Source organism: Nocardia sp. NPDC004654, from assembly GCF_040609595.1.
Classification (GTDB): Bacteria; Actinomycetota; Actinomycetes; order Mycobacteriales; family Mycobacteriaceae; genus Nocardia.
In genome coordinates, this window is the sequence record NZ_JBEXKI010000008.1 from 71,208 (window position 1) to 88,948 (window position 17,741).

Annotated in this window: 14 protein-coding genes; 9 read left to right on the forward strand and 5 right to left on the reverse strand. The window is 70.0% G+C overall.

Going from position 1 to position 17,741, the window contains the following annotated elements; genetic code table 11:
- The 4 genes from ABZV58_RS25805 (at nucleotide 1) to ABZV58_RS25820 (ending at nucleotide 6,278) form a co-directional block, all read left to right on the forward strand.
- Complete coding sequence (locus ABZV58_RS25805) at nucleotides 1-1,335, forward strand: GNAT family protein (protein WP_355002733.1); 1,335 nt, start codon at nucleotides 1-3, stop codon at nucleotides 1,333-1,335.
- Between the two features lie 126 nt (nucleotides 1,336-1,461).
- Entirely contained in the window at nucleotides 1,462-2,829 is a 1,368-nt protein-coding gene (locus tag ABZV58_RS25810; protein WP_355002734.1) for a glutamate-1-semialdehyde 2,1-aminomutase, read from the forward strand.
- Nucleotides 2,830-2,843: 14 nt separating this feature from the next.
- On the forward strand, nucleotides 2,844-3,956 hold the full coding sequence (locus ABZV58_RS25815) for a glycosyltransferase (protein WP_355003088.1): 1,113 nt from the start codon (nucleotides 2,844-2,846) through the stop codon (nucleotides 3,954-3,956).
- Nucleotides 3,957-4,256: 300 nt separating this feature from the next.
- The gene (locus ABZV58_RS25820) at nucleotides 4,257-6,278 is read left to right on the forward strand and encodes an SDR family oxidoreductase (RefSeq protein WP_355002735.1); all 2,022 of its coding nucleotides are present in this window, start codon (nucleotides 4,257-4,259) and stop codon (nucleotides 6,276-6,278) included.
- Nucleotides 6,279-6,284: 6 nt separating this feature from the next.
- On the opposite strand, the gene sigJ is transcribed toward ABZV58_RS25820, so the two are convergent.
- Entirely contained in the window at nucleotides 6,285-7,202 is a 918-nt protein-coding gene (gene sigJ / locus ABZV58_RS25825) for an RNA polymerase sigma factor SigJ (RefSeq protein WP_355002736.1), read from the reverse strand.
- 174 nt (nucleotides 7,203-7,376) lie between these two features.
- On the opposite strand from sigJ, the gene ABZV58_RS25830 reads away from it, so the two are divergent.
- From ABZV58_RS25830 to ABZV58_RS25840, 3 genes are read left to right on the forward strand one after another with little or no spacing between them, the layout of a single operon-like run.
- Nucleotides 7,377-8,486 carry an amidohydrolase family protein gene (locus tag ABZV58_RS25830; RefSeq protein ID WP_355002737.1) on the forward strand — a complete coding sequence of 370 codons (1,110 nt, stop codon included), beginning with the start codon at nucleotides 7,377-7,379 and terminating at the stop codon, nucleotides 8,484-8,486.
- 2 nt (nucleotides 8,487-8,488) lie between these two features.
- A complete protein-coding gene (locus tag ABZV58_RS25835; RefSeq protein ID WP_355002738.1) occupies nucleotides 8,489-8,875 on the forward strand; it encodes a hypothetical protein in 387 nt (128 codons plus the stop codon).
- Entirely contained in the window at nucleotides 8,857-10,428 is a 1,572-nt protein-coding gene (locus ABZV58_RS25840; protein ID WP_355002739.1) for a multicopper oxidase domain-containing protein, read from the forward strand. Before ABZV58_RS25835 ends, ABZV58_RS25840 begins: the two co-directional genes overlap by 19 nt.
- A 198-nt stretch (nucleotides 10,429-10,626) precedes the next feature.
- On the opposite strand, the gene ABZV58_RS25845 is transcribed toward ABZV58_RS25840, so the two are convergent.
- The 4 genes from ABZV58_RS25845 to ABZV58_RS25860 all read right to left on the reverse strand — a co-directional run bounded on the left by ABZV58_RS25845 (nucleotide 10,627) and on the right by ABZV58_RS25860 (nucleotide 14,852).
- The gene (locus ABZV58_RS25845) at nucleotides 10,627-11,289 is read right to left on the reverse strand and encodes a cutinase family protein (protein WP_355002740.1); all 663 of its coding nucleotides are present in this window, start codon (nucleotides 11,287-11,289) and stop codon (nucleotides 10,627-10,629) included.
- A gap of 473 nt (nucleotides 11,290-11,762) precedes the next feature.
- Nucleotides 11,763-12,653, reverse strand: coding sequence for an expansin EXLX1 family cellulose-binding protein (locus ABZV58_RS25850; RefSeq protein WP_355002741.1), 891 nt, complete (start codon nucleotides 12,651-12,653; stop codon nucleotides 11,763-11,765).
- 237 nt (nucleotides 12,654-12,890) lie between these two features.
- Entirely contained in the window at nucleotides 12,891-14,144 is a 1,254-nt protein-coding gene (locus ABZV58_RS25855) for a bifunctional 3,4-dihydroxy-2-butanone-4-phosphate synthase/GTP cyclohydrolase II (protein WP_355002742.1), read from the reverse strand.
- 72 nt (nucleotides 14,145-14,216) lie between these two features.
- Complete coding sequence (locus ABZV58_RS25860; RefSeq protein WP_355002743.1) at nucleotides 14,217-14,852, reverse strand: PadR family transcriptional regulator; 636 nt, start codon at nucleotides 14,850-14,852, stop codon at nucleotides 14,217-14,219.
- 128 nt (nucleotides 14,853-14,980) lie between these two features.
- On the opposite strand from ABZV58_RS25860, the gene ABZV58_RS25865 reads away from it, so the two are divergent.
- On the forward strand, nucleotides 14,981-16,615 hold the full coding sequence (locus ABZV58_RS25865) for an MFS transporter (protein WP_355002744.1): 1,635 nt from the start codon (nucleotides 14,981-14,983) through the stop codon (nucleotides 16,613-16,615).
- Between the two features lie 143 nt (nucleotides 16,616-16,758).
- On the forward strand, nucleotides 16,759-17,688 hold the full coding sequence (gene hemC / locus ABZV58_RS25870) for a hydroxymethylbilane synthase (RefSeq protein ID WP_355002745.1): 930 nt from the start codon (nucleotides 16,759-16,761) through the stop codon (nucleotides 17,686-17,688).
- Nucleotides 17,689-17,741: the final 53 nt, after the last annotated feature.

The window sequence follows — 17,741 nt, forward strand, 5'->3', positions numbered from 1 at the left end:
GTGTCCGACCAGCAGACCTCGCTGTCCCGCGTCCGGCTCGGTCCGGTGGTCCTGCACGGGGCCACCGTGGTGCTGCGACCGCCCCGAATCGCCGATCACGGGCAGTGGCGGCGGATCCGGTTGCGGGACCGTCGGCTCATCGAACCGTTCTGGTCGAGTTCGCCGCTGGACTGGAGCGCGCGGCACACCGCGAAAATGTGGGTGCGCGAATGCCTCTCGGTGCGCGGCGAGGCGCGTGCGGGTCGGCGCGTCGCCATGGTGATCGAGGTGGACGGCCGCTTCGCGGGTCAGGTCGAGCTGATCTCCATCGACACCGAGGCGGGCAGCGCGGAACTCGGCGTCTGGGTCGACGCGGAGGTGGCCAGGCACGGCATCGGGGGTCTGGCGGCGGCGATGCTGATCGACTTCGGGTTCGGGCCGGTCGGGCTGCAACGCATCACCGCCCCCATCTCGCCCGCCAACGTGGCGACCGCGAGCGGTGCGGCGCGACTGGGGTTTCAGCGCGAAGCCATGATGACCCGCTACTTCGACGCCGGTGGCGCGCGGCGCGATCACGAGCTGTGGGCGGTCACCGCCGCCATGGCCCCGCCCGAGGGCTTCACCGCCGCGTGGGTGCGCAGACATCGCACCGACCATCCCACGCTCGCACCCGTCCCCGCGCCGGGCCCGCCCGACCCGCCCGTGCCCGCCGGTACCGTGATGGCCGCCGCGGCAAGGTATTACGCGGGCCGCGCGCTGCACCTGCTCGATCCACTGCACGCCACGCAGGTCACGCCGCTCGGCGACCTGGACGACCCCCGGGTGGTGTTGCGCAAACGGCGGCTCACGGACGGGCGACAGTGGCGTGCGGCCCGACTGCGGGCCAGGGCCGCGCTCGATCCCGATCCGGCTGCGCTGGAATCGGAGTGGGCGGCGAAGCACTCGAACAGTCAGTGGTTGCGCGAATCGCTACTGGCCAGACCGGGCTTGCGTTCGTCGGCGGGACTGGTGCTGGCCATCGAGGTGGACGGCGTGTACGCGGGCGAGTGCCGGTTGTTCGACCTCGATATGTTCGACCGCAACGCGCGCATGTTCGTCTGGACCGATCCCGCGCTCGGCGCCGAGGAGGGCCGGGTGCGCACCACGGCTACCCGGCTGCTCGTCGCCTACGCCTTCGGCGCACTGGGGCTGTGCCGCATCGACACCGCGATCGAACCGGGGGACCGCGACGCCGCCGCCGTGGCCGCCGAGGTCGGCATGGTTCGGGAGGGGCGCATGAGCCGATTCGTCGGCGCGACCGGCCGCCGCGCCGACCACGACTTGTGGGCGGTCACCGTTCCGACGGATCCCGAGTGAACGCGACGGAAGCCCGCGGGTTCGGAACGACACGACACCGCGCCGGACGTAGAGTTGGCGCAGAATGCCTCGCGCGCAATAGTTTTCACCGTGCGCGCGGCCGTACCGCGAGGCCAGGAGATCGGTATGGAACACCGCACGGCTGAGGAACCGACACCACGACATCGCGGGTTCGCGCGCAGCAGCGAACTCCAGGCGCGCCTGCACGACCTGGTGCCGGGCGGCGCGCACACCTATGCCCGCGGCGCCGACCAATATCCTGAGTCGATGGCGCCGATCCTGGTGCGCGGCAGCGGGTGCCGGGTCTGGGACGCCGACGGCAACAGCTACATCGAGTACGGCATGGGCCTTCGGTCGGTCACCCTCGGCCACGGCTACCGGCCGGTGCTGGAGGCGGTGGGCGCGGCGATCGCCGACGGCGTCAGCTTCAGTCGCCCCACCGAGCTGGAACTGCTTGCCGCACAGGACTTCCTGGAGCTGGTGCCGGGCGCCGACATGGTGAAGTTCGCGAAGAACGGCTCCGACGCCACCACCGCGGCCGTCCGGCTGGCCCGCGCCGCCACCGGGCGCACCGTGATCGCGGTCTGCGACCAGCCGTTCTTCTCGGTGGACGACTGGTTCATCGGCACCACGCCGATGGCCAGCGGCATTCCCGCCACGACGGTCGCGGGGACGACGCGGTTCCGCTACAACGATCTGGCCTCGCTCGCCGCGGTGCTGGAGACCGAGGCCGTGGCCGCGGTGGTGATGGAGGCGGCCACCGCGCTGGCCGAACCCGAGCCGGGGTTCCTCGAAGGGGTGCGCGACCTCTGCGACCGGCACGGCACCCTGCTCGTCTTCGACGAGATGATCACCGGCTTCCGCTGGTCGTCGGGCGGCGCGCAGGCGGTCTACGGCGTGCGGCCCGACCTGTCCTGCTGGGGCAAGGCCATGGGCAACGGATTTCCCCTCTCGGCGCTGGCGGGCAAGCGCGAACTGATGGAACTCGGCGGACTGCGCACCGACCGGGAACGGGTGTTCCTGCTCTCCACCACGCACGGCCCGGAATCGTCCGCGCTGGCGGCCTTTCGCGCGGTCGCGCGCGAGTACACGACCGGCGACCCCATCGCCCGGATGGAGCACGCGGGTCGACTGCTCGCCGACGGGGTGAACGCCGTCGCCGCCGAACTCGGCATCGCCGACCGCCTCGCGGTCCTCGGCAGACCCTCGTGCCTGATCTTCGCCACGCGCGACGCGGGCGGCGAGCCCTCGCAGGCGTTTCGCACGCTGTTCCTGCAGGAACTGCTCGAGCGCGGCGTGCTCGGTCAATCCTTCGTCACCTCGGCCGCGCACACCGAAGCCGATGTGGCGCAGACCATCTCGGCTTGTCGCGAGGCGGCGGTCGTCTACCGCAAGGCGCTCGAGCAGGGCGGCGTCGACGGGCTGCTGCACGGCAGGCCGGTCGCGCCAGCGCTGCGCAAACACGCCGAACCGCGCCGGATCGAAACCGAATGAGCGTGCCACCCACCATGCCCGAACCGCGCGTCGCGATCGTCCACGAACGCTTCACCGAATACGGCGGCTCCGAGGCGGTGGTCGCCGAATTGCACGAAACCTGGCCAGGTTCCGAGGTTTTCGCGCCGATCGTCGATCCGGCGGGTGTCCGTCCCCCGCTGCGCCGGGTGCACGACACCTGGCTCAGCCGCGCCCACGCGGCCACGGGGCGTCGTTCGCACGCTCCGCTGCTTCCGCTGGCGCCGCGCGCGCTGCGCGGGCTCCCCCTCGGCGGACGCTTCGACGCGGTCGTCATCAGTCATCACGCCTTCGCCACCCAGGCCGCCTTCGCGACCGAGGCGCCGGTCATCGCCTACGTGCACAGTCCGGCCCGCTGGGCTTGGGATCCCGCCTTCCGCGCCCAAGAGGCGGGTGGGCGTGCGGGGCGGCTCGCGCTCACCGCGCTCGGCGCGCTGGCCCGCCGGTGCGAAACGCGGGCCGCACCGCGCCTGACGCACGTGGTCGCGAACTCGCACGCCGTCGCCGACCGCGTCCGCGACTGGTGGGGCCTGCCCGCGACCGTGATCAACCCGCCGGTTCACATTCACCGCTTCACCCCAGATCCGGCGGTCGAGCGGGAGGACTTCTTCCTCTTCGCGGGCCGCCTCGTCCCGTACAAGCGGCCGGATCTGGCGATTCGTGCCGCGCGCCAGGCGGGCTGCCGCCTCGTCGTCGTCGGCGACGGACGTTTTCGCGCGCAACTGGACGCGCTCGCGGGACCGGAGACCACCTTTCTCGGCGCGGCCTCCGACGCGGTCCTCCAGGACATGTACCGCCGCTGCCGGGCGCTGCTCATGCCCGGGGTCGAGGATTTCGGCATCGTCCCGGTCGAGGCGATGGCGTGTGGCGCGCCGGTGCTCGCCGTCGGGCTCGGCGGCGCGCTCGACACCGTCCGCCCCGGAGTCACGGGCGACTATGTCGAGCCAGGTAACGACGACGTCGTGACCGCCGCGCTCGCCGCGGCCATGACGGACTTCGACCCCGCCGTCTACGACCCCACCGAAATCCGCGCGCACGCCGCCACATTCGCCCCCGCCGCCTTCCGCGCCAGGATGGCCGATACCGTCGCCCAAGTACTGGACAATTGACCAAGTACGCCGAAAGGTTGCCGAATCGTGATAATCACGCGGGGTAACTGGAAAAGCCTGTAACACATACCGTTTGACCTGGGGTGATGGTGAGCAGTCACACACCGTGACGCACGCCCATCGGCTTGCCCCGCCGACGCTGAACCCATTACGGTTTCCTATAAGTCAGGACGAAGGTGTTCCTACTTTCGGCCCGACCGCTGTCACCGGGGGCCGATTCGTTGATGCCCGCATTCACCGCCGCATGTTGGATCAATGGTGCGCGACAACAAGTTTCGAGTGAACAGCAGGAGGGACGCGATGGTTTCCTACATCGTGACGGGCGGAACCGGATTTCTCGGCCGACGGGTCGTACAAGGGCTGCTGGACACTGATCCCGACGCGATCGTCCACGTGCTCGTGCGCGCCGAATCGTTAGCCAAGTTCACGAAATTGGCCGAGGGCTGGCACGGCGGCGAACGCGTCTTCGCCCTGGTCGGCGATCTGACCGCGGAGGGTCTCGGCCTGCGCGACCAGGCGCCCAAGGCCGATCACGTCGTTCATCTGGGCGCGGTCTACGACATGACCGCCGACGAGGCCGTCACCCACGCCGCCAACGTGGCGGGCACCCGCTCGGTGATCGCGCTGGCGCGCGAGCTCGGCGCGGTGCTGCACCACGTGTCCTCGGTGGCCGTCGCGGGCGACCACAAGGGCAAGTTCTTCGAGGAGGATTTCGACCTCGGCCAGAACCTCACCTCCCCGTATCACCGCACCAAATTCGCGGCCGAGCAGCTGGTTCGCGAGTCGCGCGGGGTGCGCTGGCGGGTGTATCGACCGGCGATCGTGGTCGGCGATTCCCGCACCGGCGAGATGGACAAGATCGACGGTCCCTACTACTTCTTCTCCGCCATCGCCAAGCTGGCCGGTCTGCCGTCCGAGCTGCCGATGCCGCTGCCCGACCTGGGCGCGACCAACATCGTCCCGGTCGACTACGTCGCGGCCGCGATGGTGGAACTGGTGCGCAAGCCCGGCCTGGACGGCCGCACCTTCCACCTGGTGAACCCGGAGCCGCAACCGTTCGACACCGTCTACAGCGCACTCGCCGCGGCGGCGGGCGCGCCGACCGGCATCGGTCCGGTGCCGGGCAGCGGGCTGGCGCTACACGGTCTCGCGCACCTGCCCGGAGTGCCCGCGATCCGCGATTTCCTGTTGTCGCAGTTGGGAATTCCGCCGGAGGTCGCGCCGCACGTGTCCTTCGCCTCGCAGTTCGTCTCGGAGTCGACCCAGGCGCAGCTGCGCGGCAGCGGCCTGTCGGTGCCGTCGTTCGAGAGCTACGCCGAACGGCTGTGGCAGTACTGGCGCGCGCACCTGGATCCGAACCGGGGCCGCCCCGTCGTCAGCGGCGACCCGCTTTCCGGCCGGATCGTGCTCATCACCGGCGCCTCCTCCGGCATCGGCCTGGCCACCGCGCACGCCGTCGCGGCGCGCGGTGCGACGGTGCTCATGGTGGCGCGCGGCTTGGCGGATCTGACCGCCGCGGCCGAGTCGGTGCGTGCGGAGGGCGGCACGGCGCACATCTACTCGTGCGACATCACCGATCCCGAGGCCGTCGACGGCCTGGTGCGCGCGGTGCTCGCCGACCACGGCCACGTCGACTACCTGGTGAACAACGCGGGCCGCTCGATCCGCCGTTCGGTGGTGAACTCCACCGACCGGATGCACGATTTCGAGCGCACCATGGCGGTCAACTACTTCGGCGCGGTGCGGCTGATCCTCGGCCTGCTGCCGTCGATGCGGGCGCGCCGCTTCGGCCACATCGTCAACATCTCCTCCATCGCGGTGCAGACCAAGGTTCCGCGCTTCGCGGCCTACGTGGCAAGCAAGTCGGCCCTGGACAACTTCAGCGAGATCGCCGCCGTCGAGAACCGGGACGCGGGCATCACCTTCACCTCGGTGCGGATGCCGCTGGTGCGCACCCCGATGATCGCGCCGACCGACCTCTACCGCTCGCTGCCGGTGCCCGATCCCGACCGCGCCGCGGCCATCGTGGTGCGCGCGCTGGAGGACCGCCCGCACCGGATCGACACCCCGGTCGGCACCTTCGCCCAGGCGGTCGACCTCCTGATGCCCTCGGTGAAGCGCACGATCATGCACCAGGGTTTCCGTCTGTTCGGCGAATCCAGTGCGGCGAAGGGTGTTTCGGCCCAGGCCCAGGTCTCCCCCGGCACGACGGAGGACGGCCGCAGCCCGCTGACGCTGCTCGGTCCGGTGCTGATGCCGCTGATGGCGCTGCCGAACCCGGCCGCCAGGGTCGCCAGGGTGGTGCCCGGCCTGCAGTGGTAGCGCCGCTCAGCGGATGTGCGTGAGTTTGTCCGGATTGGTGACCGAGTAGATGCCGCGCACGGTGTCCTCGGCGGTCACGTCCAGCACGACGACGGCCAGCGGGGCCTCGCCGTCGAAGAGCACCGCGCACGGATCGGTGCTGACGGCCCGGTACCGGACTCGGTAGCCGGGCCGCAGCCCGCGCGCCACCTCGACGAACAGCCGGGCCACCGCGCCCGCGCCGTGCACCGGGCGCAGGCTGGTGGCCGGTCCGCGCTCGCCGCCGTCGGTCCACAGCGTGACGTCGGGCGCGAGCACGGCGAGCAGTTCTTCCAGGTCGCCGCCCATCGCCGCCGCGACGAACCGTTCGGTCACCGCCCGGCACGCCTTGGGGTCGGCGTGCCCGCGCGGACGCCGGGCCTGCGCGTGGCCGCGGGCGCGGTGCGCGATCTGGCGCACCGCCGCCGGGCTGCGGCCGAGGATCTCGGCGATCTCGGTGTGCGGGTAGCCGAACACCTCGTGCAGCACGAACACCGCGCGCTCCAGCGGGGTCAGCGATTCGAGGACGACCAGCAGCGCCATCGAGAACGCCTCGGCGCGCACCACGCGGTCGACGGCGTCCGGCTCGGGCTCGGCGTCGCGCACGACGGGTTCCGGAAGCCACTGTCCGACATAGGTTTCCCGCCGACGGATCATCGCGCTGCGCCGGGCCAGCGCCTGATTCACGGCCACCCGCACCAGGTAGGCGCGCGGATTGCCGATCTGCTCGGCCGACAGCGCCGTAGCGCGCGGCGCCAGCGACAGCCACGTCTCCTGAAGGACGTCCTCGGTGTCGGCGACGCTGCCGAGCATCGTGTAGACGACCGAGAACAGCAGCTCACGGTGTCGCATGAACACCTCGGTCGCGGCATCGGTGTCCACTGCGCCCACGGTCCGGTCTTCCATCACATCTCCCTGTTTCGCCCGCTCGTCTCGAGCATGAGAGTGCTTGGCGTCCTCGCGGTGTGACGCGGCGGCCCCTCGGGGTGATCCATCTCACTCCCGCGTCACACTCGTGCGGCCCCGGCCACTCCTGATCTCCGAATGCGGCGCCCGCCGCCGAGAACGAAGGAGACCACCATGCGCACGGTAATTCACGACGTCCGCCTGTTCGACGGGGAGAAGACCAGCCGGGACGCCACCGTCCTGATCGTGGACGACCGCATCGCCGATTACGACGGCGGCCCGGCCGATGTCGAGATCGACGGCGCGGGAAAGACTCTGCTGCCGGGACTGATCGACGCGCACACGCACGTGTTCGGCGACAACCTGGCACAGGCGCTGCGCCACGGCGTCACGACCGAGCTCGACATGTTCTGCCTGCCGAGCCAACTCGTCGCCCAGCGGGCTCTGGCCGCCGAACGTGACGACGTCGCGGACTTTCGCAGCGCGGGCACCCTGGCGACCGCACCCGGCGGACACCCGAGTCAACTGCTGGCGGCGCCCGGTGTGGACGCGCTCGATGTCGAACCGTTCGACACCATCGAGCGGCCGAACCAGGCCGAGGGTTTCGTTCGCGCCCGCCTCGCCGAGGGCGTGGACTACCTGAAGATCGTCGTCGACGACGGCGCGGTGCACGGCGCCGAACTGCCGGTGCTGGGCGCGGACACCGCGGCCGCGCTGGTGACCGCGGCGCACACGGCCGGGTTGCGGGTCGTCGCGCACGCCCTCACCGCCGCCGAGGTACGCATCGCGCTGGACGCGGGCGTGGACGGGTTGGCCCACGTGTGGACGGAACCGGACACCGCGCTCGTCGACCGGGTCGCGGCGCAAGGCGTTTTCGTCGTCTCGACGCTGGTGTATTTCGCCGCGATCAGCGATCGGTCCGCGCAGACGCCGGACTGCGCCCGGGCCGGAACCCTCGACGGCGCAACGCGCGTCGCACGCGCTCTGCACCGCGCGGGCGTTCCCCTGCTGGCCGGTACCGACGCCACGCCGTTCGTCCCGGCGCACGGCGTCGACCTGCATACCGAACTGCGGCTGCTCACCGAGGCGGGCATGTCGCCGGAGCGGGCGCTCGCTGCGGCGACCAGCCTGCCCGCCGACCACTTCGGCCTCACCGACCGCGGCCGGATCGCGCCGGGCCTGCGCGCCGACCTCCTGCTCGTCACCGGCGACCCGACCGCCGACATCGCGGCGACCTCCGCGATCGCCGAAATCTGGCGTCGCGGCGTGCGGCAGGCCCGCTGACCATGACCGAATCCCTTGCGACCCCGGCATTCTGGCCACTGGCGCTGTTCCGAGCTGTCACCGCGGCGCAAGCGGCGCTTGTGCTGAGCCAAGCCTTTCTGGCGGGCGAGTTCCTGTCCGGGCACTTCGAAGCACTGGCCGCACACGGCCGCAATGGAGGTCTCGTCGCCCTGGCGATGGTCGTGCAGACCGTCGCCGCGATCCTGCTGTGGCGGCGCGGTTCCGGACCGTCCTGGCCGGTGCGGACCAGCCTCGTGCAAATCGTTTTCGCCGGTGCGCTGATCCCACTCGGCGAACAGCGGATCCTCGCGGTGCACGTGCCGCTGGCCGTGGGGCTGGCCATCGGCACCGCGCTGATGACGGTCTGGGCGTGGCGGTGGCACGCGTGAGCCGGATGAGCAGGCGCGGGTTGCTCGCGGCGGGTGCGGGTTTCGGTGTGGCGGCGACCTTGGGCGCGGCGGGTGTTCGGGGTGGCATGCTGCTCACACCGGGCCAACCCGGCCGGTTGCTACCGAGCTCGGCGCCGCTGCCACCGGCGTTCCGGGTCCCACTGCCAGTTCCTGCCGTCCTCGCTCCGGTGCGCACCGACTCGGAGGCGGATTACTACGAAATCATCCAGCGCGAAACGGATTTGGCGATACTGCCGGGCCTGCGCACCCCGGCGTGGACCTACGGCGGCAGCTTTCCCGGTCCGACGATTCGGGCGCGAGCGGGTCGCAAGTCGGTGGTGCGCCACCGCAACGAACTGCCGCATCCGGTGGTGGTGCACCTGCACGGCGGGCATACACCGGCCGACAGCGACGGTTACCCGATGGACGTCATCCTTCCGCGCGGCGACACCGCGGCGCCGACCGCGCACCACGGCGAGCACGTGGCGACGCAGGTCTCCTACGGCGAGCGCGACTACCACTATCCGAACAACCAACGTGCGGCGACCCTTTGGTATCACGACCACCGGCACGGGTTCACCGGGCCCGCGGTCTGGCGCGGACTCGCCGGATTCCACCTGATCACCGACGACGAGGAAGCCGCACTTCCGCTGCCCACCGGGGAGCGCGACATTCCGCTGCTGGTCGCCGACCGTTCCTTCGCCGAGGACGGCTCGTTCGCCTACCCGCAGGCGGATCCGGCGCTGCGCGTCCCCGGTGTCACCGACGCATATATGAACGGCGTGCTCGGCGACGTCTTGCTCGTCAACGGCGCACCGTGGCCGCGGCTGGAGGTCGACCCGGCGCGCTACCGGTTCCGGCTGCTGAACGGATCCAACGCCCGCCGCTATCGGCTGTCGCTGGATCCTCCGCCGCCCGGCGGTGGCGGACTGGTTCGGATCGGCAGCGACGGCGGGCTGCTCGAAAGACCCGTCGCCGACGACGCGATCGACCTCTCACCCGGTGAAAGAGTCGATCTCGTAGTCGATTTCGCGCGCTACCGGCCGGGAACACTGGTGCGCCTTCGCAACGAATTCGGATCCGGGCGCACCACCGAGGTCATGCGCTTCGACGTCACCGGCTCACCGCGGCGCGACGACACCGCCATCCCGGAACGGTTGAGCCGCATCGACGCGCTGGACCCGAGCACGGCCGTCGCGGTGCGCACCTTCCACTTCCAACTGCGCGAGCACGGGTGGGCGATCAACGGCAAGCTCTACGCACCGGGCGAGCCGCTGGCTCGCCCGAAACTCGGCACGGTCGAGATCTGGCGCTTCCTCACCGATTTCCACCACCCGGTGCATGTCCACCTCGATCCGTTCCAGGTGATCGGCCGCAACAACCGCGCTCCGGGCCGCTTCGACACAGGTTGGAAGGACACCGTCGACATCCACCCCACGGAGGCGGTCGAGGTCGCCGTCCGCTTCACCGACTACCCCGGCCCGTTCATGCTGCACTGCCACAATCTGGAGCACGAGGACATGGCGATGATGGCCGACTTCGTCACCGAATGACCGGCCAGCGCGGCGGATCCGGTTCGAAGAGGTTCGGCCCCGTTCGGAAACGGCGGCCGAGGAAGGGCGTTTCCAGCGCGTCGATTCCCTCGAATTCCGTTCGTGGACAGCAGCATTCTGCGGTCCGCGAGGTCCGCGCACACGGCGATGGGGCCGGCGTCGCCGCCGACCCCACCTCCCGGATTCCCGGTCCGATGCTCAGACGCGGACGGCCGCGAAGTTCGCGGCGAGCCACATCGCCCATCCGTAGTTGCCGTGCGCCCCCGGATCGAAACCGCCGCCGCACACCGGGTCACCGCCGGTGCAGTAGTTGGCGGTACGCCAGGCGTACAACCCCGGCACGTTCCATCCGATCAGGCGGACCGGATCACCGAACAGCAGGACCGCGGCGATCCTCGACTCCAGTTCGTAAGGCAGCGTGTACATGCCGGGCAGCGCGGTCACGATGCCGGTGCCGAGCACACCGTGCGTGACGACCGCGCCCTGCGAGTAACCGACCAGGATGAACCGCTGATCCGGGCACATCGCCGCCTGGGCCATGATGTGACCGGTCATGTCCCGCGTGCCGTCACTGATCGAGGACGGAACGAGCAGGTCCGCCGGGTAGTTCACTCGGTACGCCGTGGAGTCGACCGGAAGCGCCTGGAGCAGCGTGCCGTACAGTGGATCGCCCACCACACTGCCCAACCACCCCGGTTCCCCGGTGCCTCGGGCGACGACCACGTCCACCGCGGCGCACGCGTCCGCTGACGCTTGCGTGCCGAGACTTGTCGTTGCCCCGACCCCCACCACCAGCAGTAGCACCGCGAAAGCCCTTGCCAGAGGTCGCTTTCGGAACAGAATTACCTTCCGGTTCGCCATGACGATCACCCACTCACGCCGTTGTGAGAAACCCGAGTGACGGTTGTCAGTGACAATCACTCGGCTATATCCGCGAAGGTAAGAGCGGCAGTGAGTTGCGTCAAGCAACTCGATCCAAGCGAGACCGAGTCATCGCACAATCGTTGTGCGACTGGGCCGCCCGGCGCATCGGGCACACGACGGCCCCAGAATCGCTGCGTCCGTGGAGGTTCACGGGCTCGATCCGCCCTACCCGAGGGATACCCCGGCGTCGATACGGTTATCCCACGAACTTCGCCCTGGGCCAGGGGTTCTTGCGCATCGTGCTGGGCGCTCGCAGTGCCTGAGCGAATTTTCCGCTCCGGGAGGAGTTGTCGCTCGGTTTCAGCGCGGGACCTCACGCCCCCTCGAGGGCACTCGGTCTGCGTCGACCATGATGGTCCGCCATTCTGGGAGCCGCGCCAGGAGCAACTCGGTCCCGCGACGGATGCACGCTAGGGAACGCACAGCGCCGACGGGTCGGTGACCGCCGGTTGGCCCCGCACCCACGACGTCGCGGGCGGAACGACGGGTGTGGGCTCGACCGGGGCCGCGGTGTACAACCGCACGCCGGTCCGCTGTGCGCCGGAATCCATTGACACGCCTACGATCTCGGCCTCGTGTCCGTACGCGTCGGTGATCCGCGCGATGAACGGCCCCGATCCGGCCCCCACGAGGGTCCAGTAGTTGTCCTTCCCGCGCGTCAGCTCCCGCCACTGCGCGCCCTCCTCGTCGCGCAGCGCGACCTGACGAATCGGGTTTCCGGTGCCGGTGATCAGCATCGCGAGCCAGCCCGGCGTGGAGTCCGGCTTCACCACATAGCCGAGCTCGGGTGCGGGCTCCGGATTCCGGACCAGCCGATAGCTGACCTGCGCGACGCCGTCTGCGCGGTCGGCGATCCGGTCGAACGCGGCAGCACTCAGATCCAGCTGCCCCGGAGCACATCCCGGGCAACGGTCGGCGATGAGCACACGCACCGCCCCGAGCGGACCGCGCACGTCGAGATGCCCGCCGCACAGGTCGGCGCCGCCGAACTCCGCGGACGACAGGCCCGCGTAGAGCCCGTCGACAGGTAGGTCCTCGTAAGAGCAGGCGACGGTCGAGCTGGACGAGTAGTACCGCGCCTCGCCGGGCATCGGCGGCAGCGGCGGCGAATGCCGCGCGGGCACACCGGAACTGTTACCGGTTACCGGTGACCACGTCGGAAGGACCTGTCCACCGCCCGGCGCCGACTCGCACGAGACCGCCTCCGGCCGCACCGCCCACACCGCGACGCCGACCACCGCGATCACCGCGACGCCGACCACCGCGATCACCGCGCCGACGGACGCCCACACCCAGCCCATCCGAAAACTACCCTGCTGTATCGGTATTCGGTGCACCGTCGTCTCCGGCTTCCGGCTCTCCCCACTCGCTGACTGTCGATCCTGTCTCGACTAGGAAACCAGCACATTTCGCCTCGCAGGGCCCGAACGGAAATTCTTCGCCGTGCTCGACTCGCACGCCGGCAATCCGCAAGCTAATAGCGGGCATTCGAGACTGGACGGACGCCCGTCACCGAAAAAGATTCGATCCGGCCTTCGTCAAGAGCTCGCCCGCTCCAGCTCGGCATCCATCTCGGACAGCTGGTGGTCCATCCGATCGCGCTTGGCGCGCAGGTATCGGATGTTGTGCTCGGTCGGGGCGGATTGCAGCGGCAGCCTGCGAATCACGGCGATGCCGTGCTCCTCGAGTCCGGCCGCTTTGGCCGGGTTGTTGCTCAACAGGCGCACCGAGCGGATGCCCAGATCGGCGAGCACCTCCGCGCCCGCGGCGTAGCGGCGCGCGTCCACCGGCAGCCCGAGCGCGACGTTGGCCTCGACCGTGTCGGCGCCGCGGTCCTGAAGCTCGTAGGCGCGCAACTTGTTCAGCAGTCCGATGCCGCGCCCCTCCTGCCCGCGCAGGTACACCACCACGCCGCTGCCCTCCGCGGCGACCGCGCGCAGTGCGGCGTCCAGCTGATCGCCGCAGTCGCAGCGCAGCGAGCCGAGCGCGTCGCCGGTGAGACATTCGGAGTGCAGCCGCGCCAGCACCGCGTCCCGTCCCGGTTCGCCGAAGACCATGGCGAGCGATTCGGTTCCGGTGAGCTCGTCGCGGTAGCCGACGAGCCGGAACTCGCCGTACTTCGTCGGCATCCTGGTCTGCACCACGCGCGTCACGGTCCGCTCGGCTCTGCGGCGGTACTCGATGAGGTCGGCGATCGAGATGATCGGCAGGCCGTGCGCGCGGGCGAACTCGCGCAGTTCCGGCAACCTGGCCATGGCGCCGTCGTCGCGCACGATCTCGGCGATCACCCCGGCGGGGCGCAGTCCGGCGAGATGGGCCAGATCCACCGCCGCCTCGGTGTGCCCCGGCCTGCCGAGCACGCCGCTCGGGTGGGCGCGCAGCGGGAAGACGTGGCCGGGGCGGGTCAGATCGTTCGCCCTGGTACACGGGTCGGCGAGCAGGCGAAGCGTGCGGGCGCGGTCGGCGGCCGAGATTCCCGTGCTGACGCCGTGCGCCGCGTCGACCGACACGGTGTACGCGGTGCCCTTCGGGTCCTCGTTGACCGCGGTCATCGGCGGCAGCGACAGGCGGTCCAGATCGGGTCCCGCCATCGGGGCGCACAGCACGCCGCTGGTGTGGCGGACCAGGAACGCGATGGACTCCGTGGTCGCCAGCTCGGCGGCGAGGATCAGATCGCCCTCGTTCTCCCGGTCCTCGTCGTCCACGACGACCGCCATCCCGCCCGCGGCGATCGCGGCGATCGCCGTCTCGACCGGATCCAACGTCCGCTGTCCTGCGAATTCGGTACCCATGACCACCTCCTATATGACTAGTAGAAATATCCCTAATCGATATAGGAAGCGGCAGTCCCGCTCAGTGGGCGCTCAGGACGCGCGGCGCCCCTTGCCCTTGGCGGGACGCTTCGGGCGCTGCCCGGCCGCGAGCTTGTCGACGTCGGCGAGCAGTTCCTTGGCGAAGTCGCGTTCGGCCTCGTAGTGGCGCACACACCAGCGCAGCACGGCACCCGGGTAGGCCCAGTCCGGATTCTCCTCGGCGCCCTCGGCGTCCACCTCGGCGAGCTTGCGCATCCGCTCGGCGTAGCCGATGTGTTCGGTGAGAATCTCGCGCAGCCGCTCCGGTTCGGCGAAATGGCCGAGCCAGGCGCGCAGCATCACGCTGTGCTTGAGGACGGGCGCCTCCACCGGCGCGTGGTTCACCCAGTGCGCGGCGGCTTCGCGACCCGCCTCGGTGATGGCGTACATCCGTTTGCCGCGCACCCCGTCGTCCTGCAGCACCGTCCGCGACGTGGCGTAACCGTGCTTCTCCAGCCGCTTGAGCTCGGCGTAGATCTGGCTGAACGACGGGCTCCAGTAGAAGAACTGCAGGCTCCAGTCGGCCCACTTCTTCAGGTCGTAGCCGGACAGTTCCTCGGCGTGCGAGAGCATTCCGAGCACGGCCCAGCTCGTCGTCGGCAGGTCGGGAACCCCGGCGTCGGCGGGGACAGGCTTGGCTTCGGTCACGCTAGGACTATATCGCTTAGGCATATAACGGGTGAGAAATCCCGTTGAGTGGGATTCGCGCGGCATCGATCCACCGCCGATGTGACAGGTTTCACAACACGTATCACCTGAACATCGGAGGGCGATCCATGTCCACCATTCCCCGCGACCCCGCGACTACCGAAAGTCCGGGCGTCGTAACCGAATCCATAGACGACACCGGACGACTCGACGGCGCGTCGCGCGGCCGCATCTTCGCCGTGCTCGCGGTCATCGTGCTGTTCACCGAGGTCGCCCCGATGCAGTACACGATCGTCGCCGCGGCCCTGCAGAAGATCGCGCCGACCTTTCCCGGCGTCGGCGCGAACATCAACTGGGCCATCATCGTTTTCGGCCTGATCGGCGCCGCCGCGTCGCCACTGATCGGCAAGATGAGCGACGTCTGGGGTAAGAAGCGGATGTTCCTCGTCTGCGGCGTGCTGTTCATGCTCGGCTGCCTGCTCGACGCGGTCACCTCGAACTGGGCGCTGTTCCTGATCGGGCGCGGCCTGCAGGCCACCGCCATCGCGACCGCGGTGATCGCCTACGGCCTGATCCGGGATCTGTTGCCGCGCAAGTATGTTCCGCTCGGCCTCGGCATCACCGCCACCGGCCTCGGGCTCTCGGCCATCGCGGGTCCGCTGCTCGGCGGCTTCCTGGTGGACAACTACAGCTGGCGCGCCATCTTCTGGGCTCTCGCCGGGTTCACGCTGCTGATGCTGCCGCTGGTCTGGTTCGTGGTGCCGGAGTCCAAGCTGCGGGTGCCCGAGCGCATCGATATCGTCGGCGCGGTGCTGCTGTCCGCGGGCGCCGGTCTGACCCTGATCTACCTGGACAAGGGCCACGACTGGGGCTGGGGCAGGCCGACCACGCTGGCCTGGCTGGCGGCAGGGCTCGCGCTGCTGGTGCTGTTCGTGGTGATCGAGACCCGGGTCAGCAGGCCGATCATGGACATGCGTCTGCTGTTCCACCCGCGGGTGGCCTTGGTGCTCGCGGGCGCGCTGTTCGCGTCGTTCCTGATCGGCGTGCAGTCCTACGCGCTCGGCTACATGACGCAGACGCCCGACCAGGCCACCGTCACCGCCGGCGTGCAGCAGGCGACGCTGGCCCAGATCCAGCAGCAGACCGGACACCCGATGCCGCCGGAGGCCGTGCAGGTGCTGCTCGATCCCGGGTACAGCTACGGAAACGGTTACACGCTACTGGAATTCGCGGTGCGCATCGCGCTGCTGCAAGCCGTGCTCGCCATGCTCTGCGGCGCGCTGGCCGGTGCGCTGGCCCGCAGGATCGGCGCCAGGATTCCGCTGATCGCCGCGCTCGCGCTGTTCGTCGGCGCGGGAGTCTGCTACGCCGTGCTGCCGCACACCTGGGTGGTGTTCCTGTGGGTCAGCGCCGCGTTCGGCATCGGGTTCGGTTTCTATTACGCGGCCATGCCGATCCTCATGGTCGAGGCCGTCCCGCAGGAACAGCAGGGCATCAGCCTCGGCATGCTCGGGGTCATGCAGTCCATGGGCGTGGCGATCGGGTTGGCGATCGTCACCGCGTTCCTCAACGCCAGTCCGATGCGGGCGCTGGTCACCGTCGCCGGTCAGCCGACGCCGCCGAGCCCGATTCCCGATATCTTCGGTGACCGCGGCTACGAGCTGGGGTTCTGGGTCGCGGCGGGCGCCTCGGCGCTCGCACTGCTGATCGCGCTGGTCATGCGGCACGGCCGCACACCGGCGACCGGCGGCACCGCGTACTGAGTCGCGGGGCGGGGGCTGGGTCACCAGCCCCCGCCGCTCGCGATCAGCCCGGTTGGGTGTTCCCGAGGACGCGATACTCCCGCAGGTCAACCTGCCCCCGCCCTCGCTATCGGGGCGCACACCCCCGGAGTAGTGTGCACGCCATGTCGCGGACGCGCATCATTCGCATCGCCACCCGATCCAGCCCCATGGCGCTCGCGCAGGCCGAGCACGTGGCGGCGCTGCTCGCCGGGCTGGGGGTGGACAGCGAGCTGGTCAAGGTCACCACCGCGGGCGACCGCTGGATGGGGGATCTGTCGAAACTCGGTGGCAAGGGCGCCTTCGTCAAGGAGATCGACCTCGCGCTGCAGACCGACCAGGCCGACCTCGCCGTGCACTGCCTCAAGGACATCCCCGGCGACATCCCGGTGCCGGAGGGCTTGGCCTTCGCCGGATTCCTGGCCCGCGAGGACGTGCACGACGCGGTGATCACCGCGAGCGGCGCGAAGCTCGCGGAGTTGCCGGAGGGCACCGTGGTCGGCACCAGCTCGGTGCGCCGAAAGGCGCAGCTGAATCTGCACTTCCCGCACCTCACCGTGAAACCGTTGCGCGGCAACGTGAACACCCGCCTGGCGCGACTCGAAGAGGGGCACGTCGACGTGCTCATCGCGGCGGTGGCCGGACTGCACCGGGTCGGCCAGGAACACCGCATCACCGAGATTCTCGACCTCGACACCATGTGCCCGCCGATCGGCGCGGGCGTCATCACGCTGGAATGCCGCGCCGACGACGCCTGGCTGCTCGACGTCGGCGGCGAACTCGACCATCCGGAAACGCACCGGCACGCCGACGCCGAACGCGCCATGCTGCACGCCCTCCAGGGCCACTGCAACTCGCCCATCGCCGGTTACGCCACCACCGACCCCACGGGCCGACTCACCTTGCACGGCAAGGTCTTCAACAGCGACGGCAGCCGCTGGCTCGACGCGAAACACTGGGGCGTGCCGGAGGACCCGCAAGCCCTCGGCTTCTTCGTCGGCGCCGACCTGCTCCGCCAGGGCGCCCGCGCCCTCATCGATTCCATCCCGCACTAGGCCCTGTCTCGAAGTCCGGCCGGATACATCCGTGACTCAGATCGTCGCCTGGC